At 54.3% G+C, this 15550-nt stretch carries 19 protein-coding genes; 6 read left to right on the plus strand and 13 right to left on the minus strand.

Annotation, left to right across the window (positions count from 1 at the left end; genetic code table 11):
• Positions 1–308: 308 nt before the first annotated feature.
• Complete coding sequence (locus tag EA795_RS14325) at positions 309–920, minus strand: hypothetical protein (RefSeq protein ID WP_147456307.1); 612 nt, start codon at positions 918–920, stop codon at positions 309–311.
• Positions 921–996: 76 nt separating this feature from the next.
• Positions 997–1398: an NUDIX domain-containing protein gene (locus EA795_RS14330; RefSeq protein WP_240645025.1), complete on the minus strand. Its 402-nt coding sequence runs from the start codon at positions 1396–1398 to the stop codon at positions 997–999.
• 79 nt (positions 1399–1477) lie between these two features.
• Here EA795_RS14330 and EA795_RS14335 point away from each other — a divergent pair.
• Positions 1478–2565 (plus strand): IS3 family transposase gene (locus EA795_RS14335; protein WP_085988588.1). Its coding sequence is split into 2 segments (ribosomal slippage): positions 1478–1730 and positions 1730–2565, totalling 1089 coding nucleotides; the frame shifts between segments, so codons are not numbered across the junction.
• Positions 2566–2744: 179 nt separating this feature from the next.
• On the opposite strand, the gene EA795_RS20935 is transcribed toward EA795_RS14335, so the two are convergent.
• From EA795_RS20935 to EA795_RS20960, 8 genes are all read right to left on the minus strand, one after another.
• Positions 2745–3404 carry a hypothetical protein gene (locus tag EA795_RS20935; RefSeq protein ID WP_147456308.1) on the minus strand — a complete coding sequence of 220 codons (660 nt, stop codon included), beginning with the start codon at positions 3402–3404 and terminating at the stop codon, positions 2745–2747.
• A gap of 179 nt (positions 3405–3583) precedes the next feature.
• Positions 3584–4099, minus strand: coding sequence for a hypothetical protein (locus tag EA795_RS20940; protein ID WP_147456309.1), 516 nt, complete (start codon positions 4097–4099; stop codon positions 3584–3586).
• A gap of 92 nt (positions 4100–4191) precedes the next feature.
• Positions 4192–4752: a hypothetical protein gene (locus EA795_RS20945; RefSeq protein ID WP_147456310.1), complete on the minus strand. Its 561-nt coding sequence runs from the start codon at positions 4750–4752 to the stop codon at positions 4192–4194.
• Between the two features lie 113 nt (positions 4753–4865).
• Positions 4866–5108, minus strand: coding sequence for a hypothetical protein (locus EA795_RS14340; RefSeq protein WP_122078040.1), 243 nt, complete (start codon positions 5106–5108; stop codon positions 4866–4868).
• A gap of 23 nt (positions 5109–5131) precedes the next feature.
• On the minus strand, positions 5132–5338 hold the full coding sequence (locus tag EA795_RS20950; protein ID WP_147456311.1) for a hypothetical protein: 207 nt from the start codon (positions 5336–5338) through the stop codon (positions 5132–5134).
• 95 nt (positions 5339–5433) lie between these two features.
• Positions 5434–5802: a hypothetical protein gene (locus EA795_RS20955; RefSeq protein WP_147456312.1), complete on the minus strand. Its 369-nt coding sequence runs from the start codon at positions 5800–5802 to the stop codon at positions 5434–5436.
• Between the two features lie 111 nt (positions 5803–5913).
• A complete protein-coding gene (locus EA795_RS14345) occupies positions 5914–6492 on the minus strand; it encodes a lysozyme inhibitor LprI family protein (RefSeq protein ID WP_122078041.1) in 579 nt (192 codons plus the stop codon).
• Between the two features lie 511 nt (positions 6493–7003).
• Positions 7004–7762, minus strand: a complete 759-nt coding sequence (locus EA795_RS20960; protein WP_147456313.1) for a hypothetical protein — start codon at positions 7760–7762, stop codon at positions 7004–7006.
• Positions 7763–7917: 155 nt separating this feature from the next.
• Here EA795_RS20960 and EA795_RS14350 point away from each other — a divergent pair, with 155 nt between their 5' ends.
• From EA795_RS14350 to EA795_RS14370, 5 genes are all read left to right on the plus strand, one after another.
• The gene (locus EA795_RS14350) at positions 7918–8880 is read left to right on the plus strand and encodes an integron integrase (RefSeq protein ID WP_122078043.1); all 963 of its coding nucleotides are present in this window, start codon (positions 7918–7920) and stop codon (positions 8878–8880) included.
• A gap of 166 nt (positions 8881–9046) precedes the next feature.
• A complete protein-coding gene (locus EA795_RS14355) occupies positions 9047–9970 on the plus strand; it encodes an ABC transporter ATP-binding protein (RefSeq protein ID WP_058078147.1) in 924 nt (307 codons plus the stop codon).
• Positions 9967–10698 (plus strand): ABC transporter permease subunit, encoded by a 732-nt coding sequence (locus EA795_RS14360; protein WP_122078045.1) that lies wholly within the window; start codon positions 9967–9969, stop codon positions 10696–10698. Before EA795_RS14355 ends, EA795_RS14360 begins: the two co-directional genes overlap by 4 nt.
• Before the next feature lie 10 nt (positions 10699–10708).
• Positions 10709–12544: a GldG family protein gene (locus tag EA795_RS14365; RefSeq protein ID WP_122078046.1), complete on the plus strand. Its 1836-nt coding sequence runs from the start codon at positions 10709–10711 to the stop codon at positions 12542–12544.
• 146 nt (positions 12545–12690) lie between these two features.
• Complete coding sequence (locus EA795_RS14370; RefSeq protein ID WP_014852307.1) at positions 12691–12900, plus strand: cold-shock protein; 210 nt, start codon at positions 12691–12693, stop codon at positions 12898–12900.
• Between the two features lie 190 nt (positions 12901–13090).
• On the opposite strand, the gene EA795_RS14375 is transcribed toward EA795_RS14370, so the two are convergent.
• The 3 genes from EA795_RS14375 to dapE are packed head-to-tail and all read right to left on the minus strand — an operon-like array spanning position 13091 to position 15433.
• Positions 13091–13462, minus strand: a complete 372-nt coding sequence (locus tag EA795_RS14375; protein ID WP_122078048.1) for a hypothetical protein — start codon at positions 13460–13462, stop codon at positions 13091–13093.
• A gap of 22 nt (positions 13463–13484) precedes the next feature.
• Positions 13485–14291, minus strand: coding sequence for a putative RNA methyltransferase (locus EA795_RS14380; RefSeq protein WP_122078050.1), 807 nt, complete (start codon positions 14289–14291; stop codon positions 13485–13487).
• Positions 14285–15433, minus strand: coding sequence for a succinyl-diaminopimelate desuccinylase (gene dapE, locus EA795_RS14385; protein ID WP_122078051.1), 1149 nt, complete (start codon positions 15431–15433; stop codon positions 14285–14287). Before dapE ends, EA795_RS14380 begins: the two co-directional genes overlap by 7 nt.
• Between the last annotated feature and the right edge of the window lie 117 nt (positions 15434–15550).

The following is a 15550-nucleotide window of genomic DNA, read 5'->3' on the forward strand; positions in this document are numbered from 1 at the left end:
TTTCAGCGACTTGTTAGGTTTCATCACGATGCCTGATTGGGGTTGGAATATCTTGGCAGTTCTGGAGCACGACATACTTGCCATTGGACTTACCTACTAAGGAAATGGGCAATGAAGTGTCACCACCATCCAGCGATACCCTTACCTCCATCTCTTGATCCTCAAACGAGAGTAGTTCCTTAACCAGGCCGGCTATTGTCTTGCCTTTGGACGTCCACTCAGGGTTCTTCATGTGAGACCTAACGTTTGGTTAAGGGGCCGGCTTTAGCCGGTCCCGAGTGAGCGGAGCGAACGACTTGAACCAATTGTTAGAGGACATTCCGCAGTGATGTGCTTGCTATTGCTATGATGGCTAAAATATACGGCACTACATAATTAGAGAAACTTGGTTTCTCAATAATGCACTCTACCGTTGCTCTGAATCCAACCAGCCAGCCTTTAAAGTCGTTTATTGTCGTCTTGCCGTCGCTGCTGTTCCCGCCGCGAGAAGAGTAGGAACCAATTCTTCGGTCTTTCCCTCGCTTTAAATCAGAGCCGTAGAAGTACGAAATTACTATGCCTTTTGTTGTCCACTCTATATCGTTTATATGGTGGCCTTCGTCTTTGTCTGTAATAGTTTTTCCATCGAGTTTTATATTGAAATAATTTCTTATGTACTCTTTATGTTGCCATTCTGCGAATTCGCTTTTGAATTCTTTGGTGAAGTTCCCGCTATGCTTTTGCCAGTATCTATATATGAACCAAAAAAGCATCATCCAGGCCATTACCGCCAAGATATTCGGCTTTGTGAAGTGAGCATTGATAACTTGCAGCTGGACGACGTTTTCACGAAATTCCCCGCCTGCAAGAGAAAAGGCGATAAATGCTAATGAGGTTAGCATCAAGTTTCTTCTTTCTGGATCCGAGTCTTCGTATGCCATCTTGTACTCTAACGTTTGGTTAAGGGGCGGGCTTTAGCTCGTCCCAGTGAGCGAAGCGAGCGTTTTGAACCATTTGTTAGGCGCAATGGTGGTGCTGACTCAATACGGCGCTTAACAGCTCAGGAATCCACTCGGGTTTGAATATGGTTGAATTCTCATTTTGCATTTCTTTAAGACTCCACCATTTCCACTTTTGAATAGTGAATTTTTCTTCGTCGGTCCATTCTGCGGCGAATATATTTGAATTTGGTGGGCACTTTACTAAATAGTATTTTTCTAGCCAGCGCGCAGGTGTTGAACGTGCTACGGCATATACTTCATCTCGCTCTTTCAAGAGATTTCCAATTTTCAGAGTAAGCCCGGTTTCCTCGTATAGCTCCCGTGCGGCTGCATCGGTGTAGCTTTCTCCCGACTTAAGCTCGCCGCCAGCGGTTGCCCAGAATGGTGCTTGATGCTCGTCCTTGTATAAAAATAACAAAAGACGTCCGGTAATCCACCCTGAAATCAGTACTCGTCAGAAGTAGAATTTTCTCCTAATCGGATCAAGGAAATTTTGCGTGAAGACATCGCGTTTTTCGGACAGCCAGATCATCGCTATCCTCAAGCAGGCCGAAGCCGGCAGCCCAGTCCCTGAGCTTTGCCGCGAGCATGGCATCAGTTCGGCAACCTTCTACAAGTGGCGCGCCAAGTTCGGTGGCATGGACGCTTCATTGATGGCCCGGCTACGCGAACTGGAGGATGAGAACCGTCGCCTCAAGAAGATGTACGCCGAAGAGCGCCTGAAGGCCGAGATCATCCAGGAAGCGATGGCAAAAAAGTGGTGAAGCCATCTCGGCGGCGAGAGATGGCGCAGCGTGCAGTTCGCTCTGGTCGAGCTAGCATCAAGCTGGCATGCCAGGCCTTCGGGGTTAGCGTCACCTGCTATCGCTACCAGCCACGGTTGTCCTCGGAAAATGCCGAGATCGCCGACCACCTGATCCGGCTTACGCACAACCAGCGCAACTGGGGTTTCGGCCTGTGCTTCCTGTATTTGCGCAACGTGAAAGGCCACCGCTGGAATCACAAGCGGGTGTACCGGATTTATCGCGAGCTGGAGCTGAACCTGCGAATCAAGCCGCGCAAACGCATCGTGCGTGAGAAGCCCGAGTCTCTGGCTGTGCCGGAGGCGATCAATCACTGTTGGTCGATGGACTTCATGCATGACCAACTGGCAGACGGTCGCAGCTTCCGCCTGTTTAACCTGATCGACGACTTCAACCGCGAAGCCCTGGCCATGGATATAGACCTATCACTGCCAGCAGAGCGGGTGGTGCGTGCGCTGGATCAGGTGATCGAATGGCGTGGCAAACCCCGGTCGATTCGCAGTGACAACGGCCCGGAATACATCAGCAGCAAGCTTGTGCTGTGGGCAGAGAAGCATGGCATCCGCCTAGAACATATCCAGCCCGGCAATCCCCAGCAGAATGCCTACGTCGAACGCTACAACCGCACGGTACGTTATGACTGGCTGGGGCATTACCTGTTCGAGTCCATCGCTGAGGTGCAAGAACACGCCACACGATGGATCTGGACATACAATCATGAGCGACCAAATATGGCCCTGGGAGGCATCACCCCCAAACAGAAGTTGGCCCTCGCGGCCTGACCTCTACTTCTGGTGAGTACTAAAAATGGGTGGATTACCGTCCTTCGCTATCCACGATAAATAATCTAGAGGATTTTCTGACTTCCATTTCTGCCCCAAGCGTAATGCGTGCTTTGATTGAATTGTGCCTAACGTTGGAAATCAGCCGCCCGCTTTAGCGGGTCGGCTGCATTGACTTGTTAGCCTTCACTGGATTCGACTTTGAGCGTTATTACAGAGTCAGAAGACAGGGAGTGGGATGGCCCATCCCATGTTATTTTCCCTGCCCCTCTAAGGCTAAACATATTTGGAATTGCCACATCCTCTTCTTCCATGCCCAGTATCTTAGCAAGTTTAGACATTGTTACGGGTTGATGCTCTTTAATTGTAGCCAGCAACTTTTCAGATTTTACTGTTTGTTTTCTCTGCTTTGCCTGTTTGAAAATGTCCTCTAAAACGCTTTCCAGCTTTTCAGACACTTCTTGTTTCTTTGGAGAATTATTTAGACCTTCCTCTTCAAGAACCTTGGAAACTTGTCTTGAAATTTCGCTCTTTATAGATTGACTAATTTCTGGTTTTTCCTCGTTTGGATTGTTCCAAATGTGCTTTCGCATGTCAGATACTGTGTCGCGCATCATTGAGAATGTGTCTGAATATAATTTGTCAAAGAGCTTTTCAAGCCTCTCAACACTCGCGCCGATGCCTTTTGCTGCTTCTGTTGTTGCTTTAGATGCGGCATCTGACATTTTAAAGAATACTATGGAAAGCCAAATTGCACCGATTGCCAATATTAAAGATGCAATGGACGAAATTAATGAGAAAAGCTCGATTGCGCTAAGCCCTGACTCTTGTGGATTCATTGTTAATTCCTATCGATTGATGATGCGGCTAACGTTTGGTTAAGGGGCGGGCTTTAGCCCGTCCCAGTGAGCGAAGCGAACGATTTGAACCGCTTGTTAGGCGGCGGTTCGTAAAGCAGCCGTAGGACGCTGGTGCGACGCGATACCTAGCTTTTATTCGTTATTTGCCTGTATGCGCTTCATTGATTATTCCTTTGGGAATCCATTATTGAGCGTAGGTTATTTGTTTTAATGGAATTTGTGCTTGAGTGGAATATGCATAGATAAATAGCCAATAAAATCATTGGCGAGAAAAACAACATGGCGAAAACACCAGAGCCCACGACTACAGTAATGCCATGACTGTACCCGGTTGACAGAAGATCTTCGGCTGCGAGTATACAAAGTGGAGTGAGTGATAATGCGGTGCCGATGATTGGGATTTTTTTTCCTAGCCTCAAGTCTTCAATCCAGGCACGACTCATTTTTATGTGCATCCACATTGGGGCAATTATAACGAAAGGTAGAGTAGTTAGCAGGGATCCGTCAAAGTTAATCATGGCGGAAATAAGCCCGCTGACAAGAGTCAATAGCCCTATGCTGGACAGTAAGTAGCACAATATAACAATAAAAATTCTTTTCTTTTTGCTGAGGAGGCTGCTTTCAGGTTGCTCGCCTAGGTCTGAGGCCGGAGTTTTGTAGATGTTATGATCCATTTGTCATGTCCGGTTTCTTTTCGCCTAACGTTTGGTTAAGGGGCGGGCTTTAGCCCGTCCCAGTGAGCGAAGCGAACGATTTGAACCAGTTGTTACGTGCTCTTAACTCGTAGCCAATGCTTTTTTGAGTTTTCCTGGCGCTTGACCTTGCCAGATTTTATAAGCTGATTGAACGAAGTGGTGAATTCGGGCTGCGGAATCTTGAGTTTATTTTGTATCTCAATTGATGTGATTGGTTGAGACATTAGCTTGAGAATTTTTGCCTCAATGGATGTGTCAATTGCGACCACAGCATTGTTGCTCTCTGTTTCTATAGCGATATGTGGTGCGCTAGATTTTACGCCTGCAAGTGAGCATTGAAATTCAAAAGCCTTCCAAAGATTTTGGTCTCTGGAGCAAAGGTTGAATTCTATTGCTTTTTTCTCAGCTTTTGAGAGATGAGATAAGACGTTAGATAGATGAGCGATTATGTAGAAATCTGCTTGATTTTGCCCCGATGGATAGCCACTTACGCAGGTTAATAAGGCGTTACTGCAGGCAGATTTTAGGTTTTCTGAATTTGTGAAAACGAAAACTCTATCGAGGATGGAAATCGTTAGTTCATCCAGCATGCTGAGGCCGATGTTTTCAGCGTCGACGTAATAGATTTTCAAAGGCTGCTCCAGTGCCAGATGAGTACATAACGATTAAGCTAACAGGCGAGCAAAAGCGCAGCTTTTGCGAGTCCAGCGAACGAAGTGAGCGGTGTTGAGCGACTTGTTATGTTTCATTTACGTTTGCCCGCCCAAACGTTAAGAGCATTTTTAATGTATTGAACAGGCTCTGGCATGGGGTGGCTTTTCCCAGGCTTGGTGTCTCGCTCATGCTTGCGGAAGTTTCTCTCGATTTTCTCCCAGTCTTTTGGGTGCAATTCTTTGAATTTTTCAACGAATTCATCTGGCGAGAAATTTTCTCCCAATGCTGCAGCCGTGGCAGCGATTTTTTCGTCTTTCTTGGTTATGACTGTCATGGAATTCCTTGGCGGTTGGTGGCCTATTCTTCTGCGCAAAATAATAGCGAGCCATCTAATTTTCTGGCTTCGTTATTTTCGTACACTCCAATGTATTTGTTTGGGATTTCTGTCGTATAGACTTCATCGCCATCTACGCGTAGCGCTATTTTTCCAGACATGTTGTAAAGGAACTCACCATCAAATGTTCCGATGTGACTTCCGTTTGCATCATATGCTTGCTTATGCACAGAACTCTCCTAATGAAACATAACGTTTGGTTAAGGGGCGGGCTTTAGCCCGTCCCAGTGAGCGAAGCGAACGGTTTGAACCAGTTGTTATATTTTTACTGGGACTGCGATGTTGTTTCAGGCCGTTTTTCTACGCTCGTTGATGCGTTCTCTTTTGTGAAATTTGGGATTCCGTAAAATGCAACCGCGAACCCAAGGATGAATGGGACCATAAACTTAAGGGTTTCTGTAATTAAACTTCTTTTTATTAGTGCGGGTATGGATGTCTGTTCTTCATGGATTTTAATTTTTAAGAAATTCTGGCAGTTGGTTATAGTATTGTTAACTTCTGGAAGCCAAGGATGGTCAAACTCAAGCATAGAGCGAAACTTAAAAAGCTCTTGAAGTTTTTGTCGATAAACGGCCGAGGGTAAATTTTCTTTATGTAGCTCGGAAATTATCTGCTTGATTTCTTCCCTGTCCATTTTTCTTCCTGTATTGATGTGCCAAGACTAAATATAACGTTTGGTTAAGGGGCCGGCTTTAGCCGGTCCCGCAGTGAGCGAAGCGAGCGACTTGAACCACTTGTTAGGGCATTAGTTGCCAAGCCTAATAAGCTCATCAAGTTCGGCTTGTAGTCGTGCAGTTCTTTCATTGGTTAACGACTCTAGCTCTGAGAAATATATCAGGGGATAAATACTGCCATCTCGGTAGCTAGCAGCTGCAGCTTCAGCCTGGCTTACACTGTAGCGCTCCCACTCTGTCTGACTATGCATAAGTGATTGACTTTCAAAATCGCCCACTCGGCTGTCTATTCCGGCAAGTGCTTCCTGCATTTTAATCTTTGCCTTTTCAAAACTCTGCGCTGCTCGGGAGTTTAACTCTGTCTGCGTCAGGTCTTCCGACTGAATTTCGCCTATAAGCGGTATTGACTCTGATTGCAAAATTATTGCTTTGCTCTGAATAGCTGCGGCTTTTCCGGTTAGCTTTGCCTCTAGTTCCCGGAGCCCTTCAATATCTATGCCTTGTTCATTCATTTGCTTGTGTATATCAAGCAGTTTCTTATGCTTGTCGAGGGATTCGATTTGAGGCTTACTCTCGATTCTTCGCTTAATCAGGTAGCCAATTCCGCTAATTATTACGCCAATCAGTATTAATCCAATTTTTTCGATCATAAGTATGATTTCGATTTTTGGCTTTGCCCTAACCTTTGGTTAAGGGGCCGGCTTTAGCCGGTCCCGAGTGAGCGAAGCGAACGACTTGAACCAGTTGTTAGGATAGGCTCAAATATGTAAGTGCATTAGCGCGCCCCAGCCTGCAAAAAATAGTACAAAAAATGCAACGAATGAATAGCAGGTGCATGCGAGAAATTTGTCAAGAGTCCTGAGGTTCGGAAATTTTGTTATTGCAATATTTCCCCAGATAAATGAAAAAATAACAGGCAGTGCTACGAATATATAAAATAGCCAGTTTGTTTCTATTCTGGATAGGGGGCCGAAAATCTTTTGTATATGCCCTGCGACTATGGCTGAAAGAAGTGGAAGCCATAGCGGAGAGGCTATTTTTAATAAGCGTATGATTAGGAGTTTTGCAGATGAGGCCTGGTTCATTGGGATACCTAACGTTTGGTTAAGGGGCGGGCTTTAGCCCGTCCCAGTGAGCGCAGCGAGCGGTTTGAACCAGTTGTTAGCACCGCAGTACGCGCTTTGCCGTGGCAATGAATTTTTGATGAAGTTCAACGACTTCTGAGGCCATTGAATTTACGGCTTTTACATCATCATCCACCCATTTTGGCCAGTTCCAATCGTTACGATGTTGATCTGGTACAACGCTCTGAAGACGACCACCAGCGGTTGGTGCGGACTTTTTGGCGAGTAACCAACTGAACTCATTGCTTTTTTGCCATAGAGCGTCACGCAGATTTTCTAATTCTTCGTTTAGAAATTTTGATTCTGCGTAATTCCATTCGGATACAAAGTTATCTATTTCGTTTAGTGACTCAAGATTAAATGAATTTCCAAAGTCATGTGACTGGAGTAAGTGTATTGAGCGTGATCCAGATGGGATCGTTTCAATAAATTTTTTATATAAGACTTTATCCGCCTCTATAATGGCTATTATATCTTCACTGCTTAGTTTTTCATGGTTCAGCTGAAGCCATTTGCTGAAAATATTGTGAGCAAAGGCAGATGTAATTAAGGCAAAGCCAGTCCAGTAATCAGCAGCGCCAGAGCTTAACTCTGCAAGCAAAAAATGATTGCCTGAATTCAGATTAAAGGTATCAACTAGCCAGTTATAGAGAATTAGTTTCAACGGTGTTGGAGTCAGAACAACACCCGCGCCTAGGCTGATGATCGCCCAAGTGATCTTGTTGGAGAAGTCTGGAAAAAACCACCTTCTGCCTAGCTTAATAATTAATTCGCGAATGTCAGTTTTGCTAAACACGAGGTCTCCATTCTGGGTGCTAACTATAAATAGACACCAAGTGGTGCATAACTCCCCGAGCGGGACTGGTGGATAATCTTCCTTGTCATTTTCCTATTCCTTGTCTAGGCTGCTGCTTTCCGGGTCAGGACGACCTGTTTGGGAGGGTATGCACCATGGACGGAAAGCCTCGCTTGCTCGATCAGATGCGTGAGCGCATTCGGCTCAAACACTACTCCATTCGTACTGAGCGCGTCTATTGTGAATGGGTAAAGCGTTTTATTCGTTTTCATCAGTATCGCCACCCGCAGGAGATGGGCGCTCAAGAAATCGAGGCCTTTCTTACTGAGCTCGCTGTAGCACGTAATGTATCGGCATCCACGCAGAACCAGGCATTGTCGGCTCTGTTGTTTCTTTATAAAGAAGTACTGTCAATCGATTTGCCCTGGCTCGCCGACGTTGTGCGAGCCAAGAAACCACAACGTTTGCCCGTGGTTCTGACCGTTGAAGAAGTGCGTTCAGCCCTGGCGCAGCTTGAGAGCGAACCTTGGTTAGTGTGCAGCCTGCTATATGGGACCGGTATGCGACTGATGGAAGCGTTGCGTTTGCGCGTCAAGGATGTGGATTTTTCCCGGCACGAGATTCTGATCCGCGACGGCAAGGGCATGAAGGATCGCGTCACCATGTTGCCTCGCAGTCTGGTGCAGCCGCTGCGGCGGCATTTGGCCGTGGTGAAGGCTATCCATGATTCGGAGCGCGAGCAGGGGCGAGGCGATGTCTGGCTTCCTTTCGCGTTGGCTCGCAAGTATCCGAAAGCGCCGAAAGAGTGGGGCTGGCAGTATGTTTTTCCGGCATCCGGGCTTTCCGTCGACCCCAGGTCCGGTGTGGTCCGGCGTCATCATCTGGATGAGAAGCGCATTCAACGTGCGTTCAAGCGTGCGGTCAGGGGTGCGAGTATCGTCAAGCCGGCCACGCCACATACCTTGCGGCACAGTTTTGCGACACATCTGCTAGAGAGTGGGCAGGATATTCGCACGGTCCAGGAACTGCTCGGACATTCCGATGTGAAAACCACGATGATCTATACCCATGTGCTCAATCGTGGCGGACTGTCGGTGCTGAGTCCTCTGGATCGATAGTTCGCGACTGCGATTCGCTCATGTCCTGCAATCTTCCGTTAATTTCTCTTCTCATCCTGGCCGTTGCAATCGCCGCGCGGCTCTTCATATAGTGCCGCCGGCATTTTTTGCAGGCCGGGTGCGCGGCGCATGCATGCGCGTCGGCTGATCCATGGATGAGAGGCCAATGATCGAGCTCAAGAATCTGACCAAACGATTTGCCCAGCACACGGCCGTGGACGCGTTGTCATTCAGCGTCCAGCCTGGCGAGGTGCTGGGCTTTCTCGGCCCCAATGGCGCCGGCAAGTCCACCACGATGAAGATGCTCACCGGTTTTCTCGCGCCGACTTCCGGTACGGCGAGCATCTTCGGTTGCGACATCCAGACCCAGACGCTGCAAGCCCAGCGGCAGATCGGTTATCTGCCCGAGGGCGCGCCCTGTTATGGCGATATGACGGTGCGCGGCTTTCTCGAATTCATCGCCGAGGTGCGCGGCTATCGCGGCGCGGAGAAGAAGCAGCGCGTGGCGACCGCCGCGGCCCAGGTGGAGCTGGAGAAGGTGCTGGGGCAGTCCATCGAGACCTTGTCCAAGGGCTTCAAGCGTCGGGTCGGGTTGGCGCAGGCGATTCTGCATGATCCTCGGGTGCTGATTCTCGATGAGCCCACCGATGGCCTGGACCCCAACCAGAAGCATCAGGTGCGTGAGCTGATCCAGGGACTGGCCCAGGACAAGATCGTGATCATCTCCACGCATATCCTCGAAGAGGTCACGGCGGTGTGCACCCGTGCGTTGATCATCGCCAGCGGTCGGCTGGTGGCCGACGGCACGCCGCTGGAGCTGGAGAGCCGCTCGAAGTATCACCAGGCGGTGACGCTGATCAGCGACGAGCCGCTGGACGATGTCGCGCTGGCCGCATTGCCGGGCGTGGCGGGGGTCGAGGTCAATCAAGCCGAGAGCAGCCTGACCGTACTGGCGCAGCCGGGGCAGGTGATCTTCCCGCAGGTCAATGCGCTGGTCGCTCAGCGCGGCTGGGTGGTGAAGGAGCTGGACGTGGAGCGTGGCCGGCTGGATGAGGTATTCCGTAACCTGACTCGCGGGGAGGCGCTATGAGCCAGTTGCCGGTGATTTTCAAACGCGAGCTGGGCAGTTACTTCGCCACGCCGCTGGCCTATGTGTTCATCCTGATCTTCTTGGTGCTCTCGGGGGTGTTCACCTTCTACCTGGGTGGCTTCTACGAGCGCGGCCAGGCGGATCTGGTGCCGTTCTTCAGCTTCCATACCTGGCTGTACCTGTTCCTGATTCCCGCCATCGCCATGCGGTTGTGGGCAGAGGAACGCAAATCCGGCTCCATCGAGTTGCTGATGACGCTGCCGATCACCCGTTTCGAGGCGGTAACGGGCAAGTTCCTCGCCGCCTGGGTATTCGCCGGAATCGCCTTGGTGCTGACCTTTCCGATGGTGATCACCGTCAACTACCTGGGCGAGCCGGATAATGGCGCGATTCTCGCCGGTTACTTCGGCAGCTGGCTGCTGGCGGGCGCCTTCCTGGCCATCGGCTCGTGCATGTCGGCGCTGGCGAAGAACCAGGTGATCGCCTTCATCCTGGCGGTCAGCGTGTGCTTCCTGTTCATCGCCAGCGGCCTGCCGATGGTGCTCGATGCCTTTGCCTGGGCCCCGCAGTGGCTGGTGGATGCGGTGGCTTCGCTGAGTTTCCTGATCCGTTTCGACGCGCTCAGCAAGGGTGTGATCGACCTGCGCGACCTGCTGTATTTCGTCACGCTGATCGTCGCCTGGCTGGCGGCCACCGCGGTGGTCGTCGATCTGAAGAAAGCGGCATAAGGGAGCCCACATGAAACGAGTGATTTATTCGGGTGCCGGGCTGCTGCTAATCGCGCTGGCGTTCCTGGTCTTCAATGTCGTCTCCGGCCTGCTGTTCACCAATGCCCGGCTGGATCTGACCGAGCAGAAGCTCTACACCATTTCCGAGGGCACCGAGCGCATTCTCGAGGAGCTGGAGTCGCCCATCGAGCTGCAGTTCTTCTATTCCGATGGGGCCGTTCGGGACCTGGTGGCGCTGCGCAATTATGCGCGGCGGGTCGAGGAGCTGCTGCGGGCCTACGAGCGGGCGGCCGGTGGCAAGCTCAAGCTGCAGGTGATCGACCCGCAGCCGTTCTCCGAGGAAGAGGACCGTGCCGCAGAGCTCGGCCTGCAGGCGGTGCCCCTGGATCGCGGCGGCGACAAGGTCTATTTCGGCCTCGCCGGCACCAATGCCGAGGGCCATACCCAGACCATTCCGTTCTTCCCGCTGGATCAGGAGGAGTTCCTCGAGTACGAGGTCAGTCGCCTGGTGCAGAGTTTGGCGACGGCACAGCTGCCGGTGGTGGGGGTGCTGTCGGGGCTGCAGATCAATGGCGGCTTCGACATGCGCACTCAACAGGCGACGCCGCCGTGGATGGTGCTCGAGGACATCCGCCAGCTGTTCCATATCGAAAGCCTCAAGCACGATATCGACATGATTCCGACCAATGTCTCGGTGCTGATGCTGGTGCATCCCAAGCAGTTGCCGGAGCAGACGCTGTATGCGGTCGACCAGTTCGTGATGCGTGGCGGCAAGGTGCTGGTGTTCGTCGATCCGTTCAGCGAAGCCGATCCGGGCTCGATGATGGGGCCGGGAGGTTTTGCCGAGGAAAAGGCCTCGGAGCTGGAGCCGCTGTTCAAGGCCTGGGGGCTGCGCATGCCCGCCGATCAGGTGGTGGCGGATGCTTCCTACGCGATGTCCGTGGGCATAGGCCCCGAGCGCAGGGCGGTGCGCCATCCCGGTTGGTTGAGCCTGCCGCAGCAGGCGCTGGATGCCGAAGACGTCACCACGGCCTCGCTGGAGAGTCTGACCATGGCCACCACCGGCTTGCTCGAGCCGCTGGAGGGCGCCAGCACGCGCTTCACGCCGCTGTTGCAGAGTTCCGGTTATGCCATGCCGATCGAGGCGGGGCGTTTTGCCGCGCTGCAGAATCCCGAGGAATTGCTGCGAGGCCTGGAGCCTACCGGCGAGCGCTACACGCTGGCGGCGCGTATTCAGGGGCCGGCGCAATCGGCGTATCCGAACGGCATCGAAGGCCGCAAGGATGGCCTCAAGGAAAGCGACAGCATCAACATCATCGTGGTGGCCGACACGGACCTGCTGAGCGATCGCATGTGGGTACAGGTGCAGGATTTCTTCGGCCAGCGCTTCCCGCAGCCGTGGGCGGACAACGGCAGCTTCGTCATCAACGCGCTGGACAATCTGTCCGGTAGCGATGCGCTGATCAGCGTGCGCTCGCGTGGTCGTTTCGCCCGCCCGTTCGTGGTGGTGGAGGAGCTGCAGCGTCAGGCCGAGAATCGCTTCCGCGAGACGGAGGAGGTGTTGCAACGCCGTCTGGCCGAGACCGAGGCGCAGCTGGCCGAACTGCAGAGCCCCGATCCCGAGCAGGCCCTGGAACTGACGGCCGAACAGCAGGCCGCGCTGCAGGGTTACATGCAGGAGAAGCTGCGGATTCGCAAGGAGCTGCGCGAGGTGCGCTACCAGCTCAATGCCGATATCGAAGCGTTGGGACGCACCCTGAAATTCCTCAATATCGCGCTGGTGCCGTTGTTGCTGACAATAGGTGTGCTGGGGCTGTGGTTCTGGCGGCGCCGCCGGCCGGCGTGATCGTCTCCGAGCTCGATGATATGACGGCGGAATCGGCTGGCGATTTTTCCGGTGGGCTCGGGTACATTGTCGCGAGTCGGGCCGACCCTCGAACGGGTTGGCCTGATCGAACCTGAAAGTCATAACAAGAAGAGTTGGAGAAGCAAATGGCTGAGCGCGAGACCGGAACCGTCAAATGGTTCAACGATGCCAAGGGTTATGGATTCATTCAGCGTGGTAGCGGCGCGGACGTGTTCGTGCATTACCAGGCGATTCGTGGTGAAGGCCACCGTTCGCTGGCCGAAGGTCAGCAGGTGGAATTCTCGGTGACCCAGGGCCAGAAGGGCCTGCAGGCCGAGGATGTGGCGGGACTCTGATTCTGCCGTAACAAAAAAGCCCGCCGAATGGCGGGCTTTTCGTTAGCGAAGGTCAAAAACTTCGCCCCGAGGTCGGGGCCCCACGAAAGCCGCAGTGGGCACCGCCCCGCCTTTGTGGGAGGCGCGCGGCGAAGAGGGCTTCAAGGCCCGCCACAAGCTAAGCAGCATCTCCCGCAAAGCAAAACAGCGCTCAATCCGTACGCCATATGATCTCTTCTTCGCCACGTTCGCTGATGCTGATCCAGCGGTCGGCGTCTTCCTCGGCTTCCTCTTCCTGCCAGCCGCCGGGCGCGCAGCGGATTTCCACACCAAGCGCGGCGAAGGCGGCGCGGGCGCAGGCGATGTCGTCTTCCCAGGGCGTGGCGTCGCTGTCCAGCAGCAGGCTGTGCCATTTGCCGACGGCTTTCGGCAGCCAGGTCACTGGAATCTTGCCGGCCTGGCACTTGAATGTCTTGCCCTTCTGCTGCCAGGGCGAGCAGGGGCCTATGGCTTGGGTGAGCCAATCGGTGACGGCCTGCTGGCTGGCGTCCCTGAGGTAGATCTCGATATCCGGTTGGCGCATGGCGGTGCCTTGTGTGAAGGAGTTACTGATCGCGCTGAATCCAGTCGTAGCGTATCGCAACGCGCACGCGCAGTGGCGCGTCGATGACCGCGGCGCGGCGTTCGGCACTGGCGCGCCAGCCGTGGGGCGTCATGGCGAGCAGGTCGGCGCGGGCCTGGGGATCGTCGAGTTGCAGCTCGTAGCCGAGGGTTTCGCTGTGGGCCAGGTGCATGCCTTCGGGAATCAGCGACAGGTGTTTTTCGTCGTCGTAATCCCGTACTTCGTCATACAGCCGGGCGCGCAGCTCCCACAGATGTTCGCGGGTCGGCCCCATGCGCAGAAGGCCGCCGCCGGGTGCGAGCAGGCGTCGGGCTTCGGTCCAGTCCAGCGGGCTGAAGACGCTGGCCAGCAGGTCGCAGCTGGCATCGGCCAGCGGCACACGGGCCATGCTCGCCACCAGCCATTCCAGCTGCGGCGCGCGCTTGCAGGCGCGCTTGACCGCTTCGCGGGAGATATCCAGCGCGTAGCCTTCGGCGGATGGCAGGGCCCGGGCGATCTGAGCGGTGTAGTAGCCCTCGCCGCAGCCGATATCCAGCCAGCGCGCCGGCGTACGTTCGGCGGCCAGCTGCGCCAGGCGCTCGGCCAGCGGCGCGTAGTGGCCGCCGTCGAGAAAGCGTCGGCGCGCCTCGACCATGGCCTGGTTATCACCGGGGTCGCGGCTGTTCTTGTGCTGCACCGGCAGCAGATTGAGGTAGCCCTGGCGCGCACGGTCGAAGCGGTGGTTGGCCGGGCAGGCGACGCCATTGTCCACCGTTTGCAGCGGTGCCTGGCAGATGGGGCAGGTCAGCATGCGAGCAGATTGACCAGGGTCTGGTAGTAGATTTCGGTCAGCAGATCGAGGTCGCTGGCGAGGATGTGTTCGTCGACCTGATGAATCGTGGCGTTGACCGGGCCGAGCTCCACCACCTGGGTGCCGAGGGTGGCGATGAAGCGCCCGTCGGATGTTCCACCGCTGGTGGAGGGCGTGGTTTCGCGCCCGGTCACGCTGCGGATGGCCGCGGCGACGCCGTCGAGCAGTTCGCCCGGCTCGGTCAGGAAGGGCAGGCCGGACAGCGCCCAGTCGACGTGCCAGTCCAGGCCGTGCTTGTCGAGGATCGATGCGGTGCGCTGCTGCAGGCCTTCGACGGTGGATTCAGTGGAGAAACGGAAGTTGAACACCGCCTCCAGCGTGCCGGGGATGACGTTGGTGGCGCCAGTGCCGGAGTTGAGGTTGGAAATCTGGAAGCTGGTCGGCGGGAAGAAGGCGTTGCCGTCGTCCCAGTGCTCGGCGGCCAGTTCGGCCAGCGCCGGCGCCGCCAGGTGAATCGGGTTCTTCGCCAGGTGCGGATAGGCCACGTGGCCTTGCTGGCCACGAACTGTGAGGGTGCCACCGAGCGAGCCGCGCCGGCCGTTCTTCACCACGTCGCCCACCAGGGCCGTACTCGAAGGCTCGCCGACGATGCACCAGTCCAGCCGCTGACCCCGCTCGCGCAGGCGCTCGACCACCGCCTTGGTGCCGTGGTGCGCCGGGCCTTCTTCGTCGCTGGTGATGAGAAAGGCGATCTGTCCCTTGTGCTGCGGATGGTCGGCGGTAAAACGCTCCACCGCGATGATCATCGACGCCAGGCTGCCCTTCATGTCCGCCGCACCGCGCCCGTGGAGCATGCCGTGCTCGTCGATGCGTGCCGCGAAAGGGGGATTCTGCCAAGCCTGCACAGGACCAGTGGGCACCACGTCGGTGTGGCCGGCGAAGCACAGCACCGGGCCTTCACTGCCGCGAATCGCCCAGAAGTTCTCCACGTCTTCGAAGTGCATCGGCTCGATGGCGAAGCCGCAGGCGGCGAGACGTTCGCTCATCAACTGCTGGCAGCCCTCGTCCAGCGGGGTCACCGATGGCCGATTGATCAACTCGCAGGCGAGTTCCAGGGTGGGCGACAGGGCAGGGGCGGTCATCGGGGCTCCGGTAGGGCGGTAAAGGGCGCCATAGTAAATTAAAAAAGGCCGCCAGGAGCGCCGAAAAGCGCCTGGTTGTCTTCGTTGAGGTCGTTTGCTGTGTGGTCGGGCAGGTGA

Source organism: Stutzerimonas nitrititolerans (genome assembly GCF_003696285.1).
Taxonomy (GTDB): domain Bacteria; phylum Pseudomonadota; class Gammaproteobacteria; order Pseudomonadales; family Pseudomonadaceae; genus Stutzerimonas; species Stutzerimonas nitrititolerans.

Coding starts and splice junctions, on each gene's coding strand:
- EA795_RS14325 (WP_147456307.1), bottom strand. CDS start 920: ATGGCATACGAAGACTCGGATCCAGAAAGAAGAAACTTGATGCTAACC.
- EA795_RS20935 (WP_147456308.1), bottom strand. CDS start 3,404: ATGAATCCACAAGAGTCAGGGCTTAGCGCAATCGAGCTTTTCTCATTA.
- EA795_RS20940 (WP_147456309.1), bottom strand. CDS start 4,099: ATGGATCATAACATCTACAAAACTCCGGCCTCAGACCTAGGCGAGCAA.
- EA795_RS14340 (WP_122078040.1), bottom strand. CDS start 5,108: ATGACAGTCATAACCAAGAAAGACGAAAAAATCGCTGCCACGGCTGCA.
- EA795_RS20955 (WP_147456312.1), bottom strand. CDS start 5,802: ATGGACAGGGAAGAAATCAAGCAGATAATTTCCGAGCTACATAAAGAA.
- EA795_RS14345 (WP_122078041.1), bottom strand. CDS start 6,492: ATGATCGAAAAAATTGGATTAATACTGATTGGCGTAATAATTAGCGGA.
- EA795_RS14350 (WP_122078043.1), top strand. CDS start 7,918: ATGGACGGAAAGCCTCGCTTGCTCGATCAGATGCGTGAGCGCATTCGG.
- EA795_RS14355 (WP_058078147.1), top strand. CDS start 9,047: ATGATCGAGCTCAAGAATCTGACCAAACGATTTGCCCAGCACACGGCC.
- EA795_RS14360 (WP_122078045.1), top strand. CDS start 9,967: ATGAGCCAGTTGCCGGTGATTTTCAAACGCGAGCTGGGCAGTTACTTC.
- EA795_RS14365 (WP_122078046.1), top strand. CDS start 10,709: ATGAAACGAGTGATTTATTCGGGTGCCGGGCTGCTGCTAATCGCGCTG.
- EA795_RS14370 (WP_014852307.1), top strand. CDS start 12,691: ATGGCTGAGCGCGAGACCGGAACCGTCAAATGGTTCAACGATGCCAAG.
- EA795_RS14375 (WP_122078048.1), bottom strand. CDS start 13,462: ATGCGCCAACCGGATATCGAGATCTACCTCAGGGACGCCAGCCAGCAG.
- EA795_RS14380 (WP_122078050.1), bottom strand. CDS start 14,291: ATGCTGACCTGCCCCATCTGCCAGGCACCGCTGCAAACGGTGGACAAT.
- dapE (WP_122078051.1), bottom strand. CDS start 15,433: ATGACCGCCCCTGCCCTGTCGCCCACCCTGGAACTCGCCTGCGAGTTG.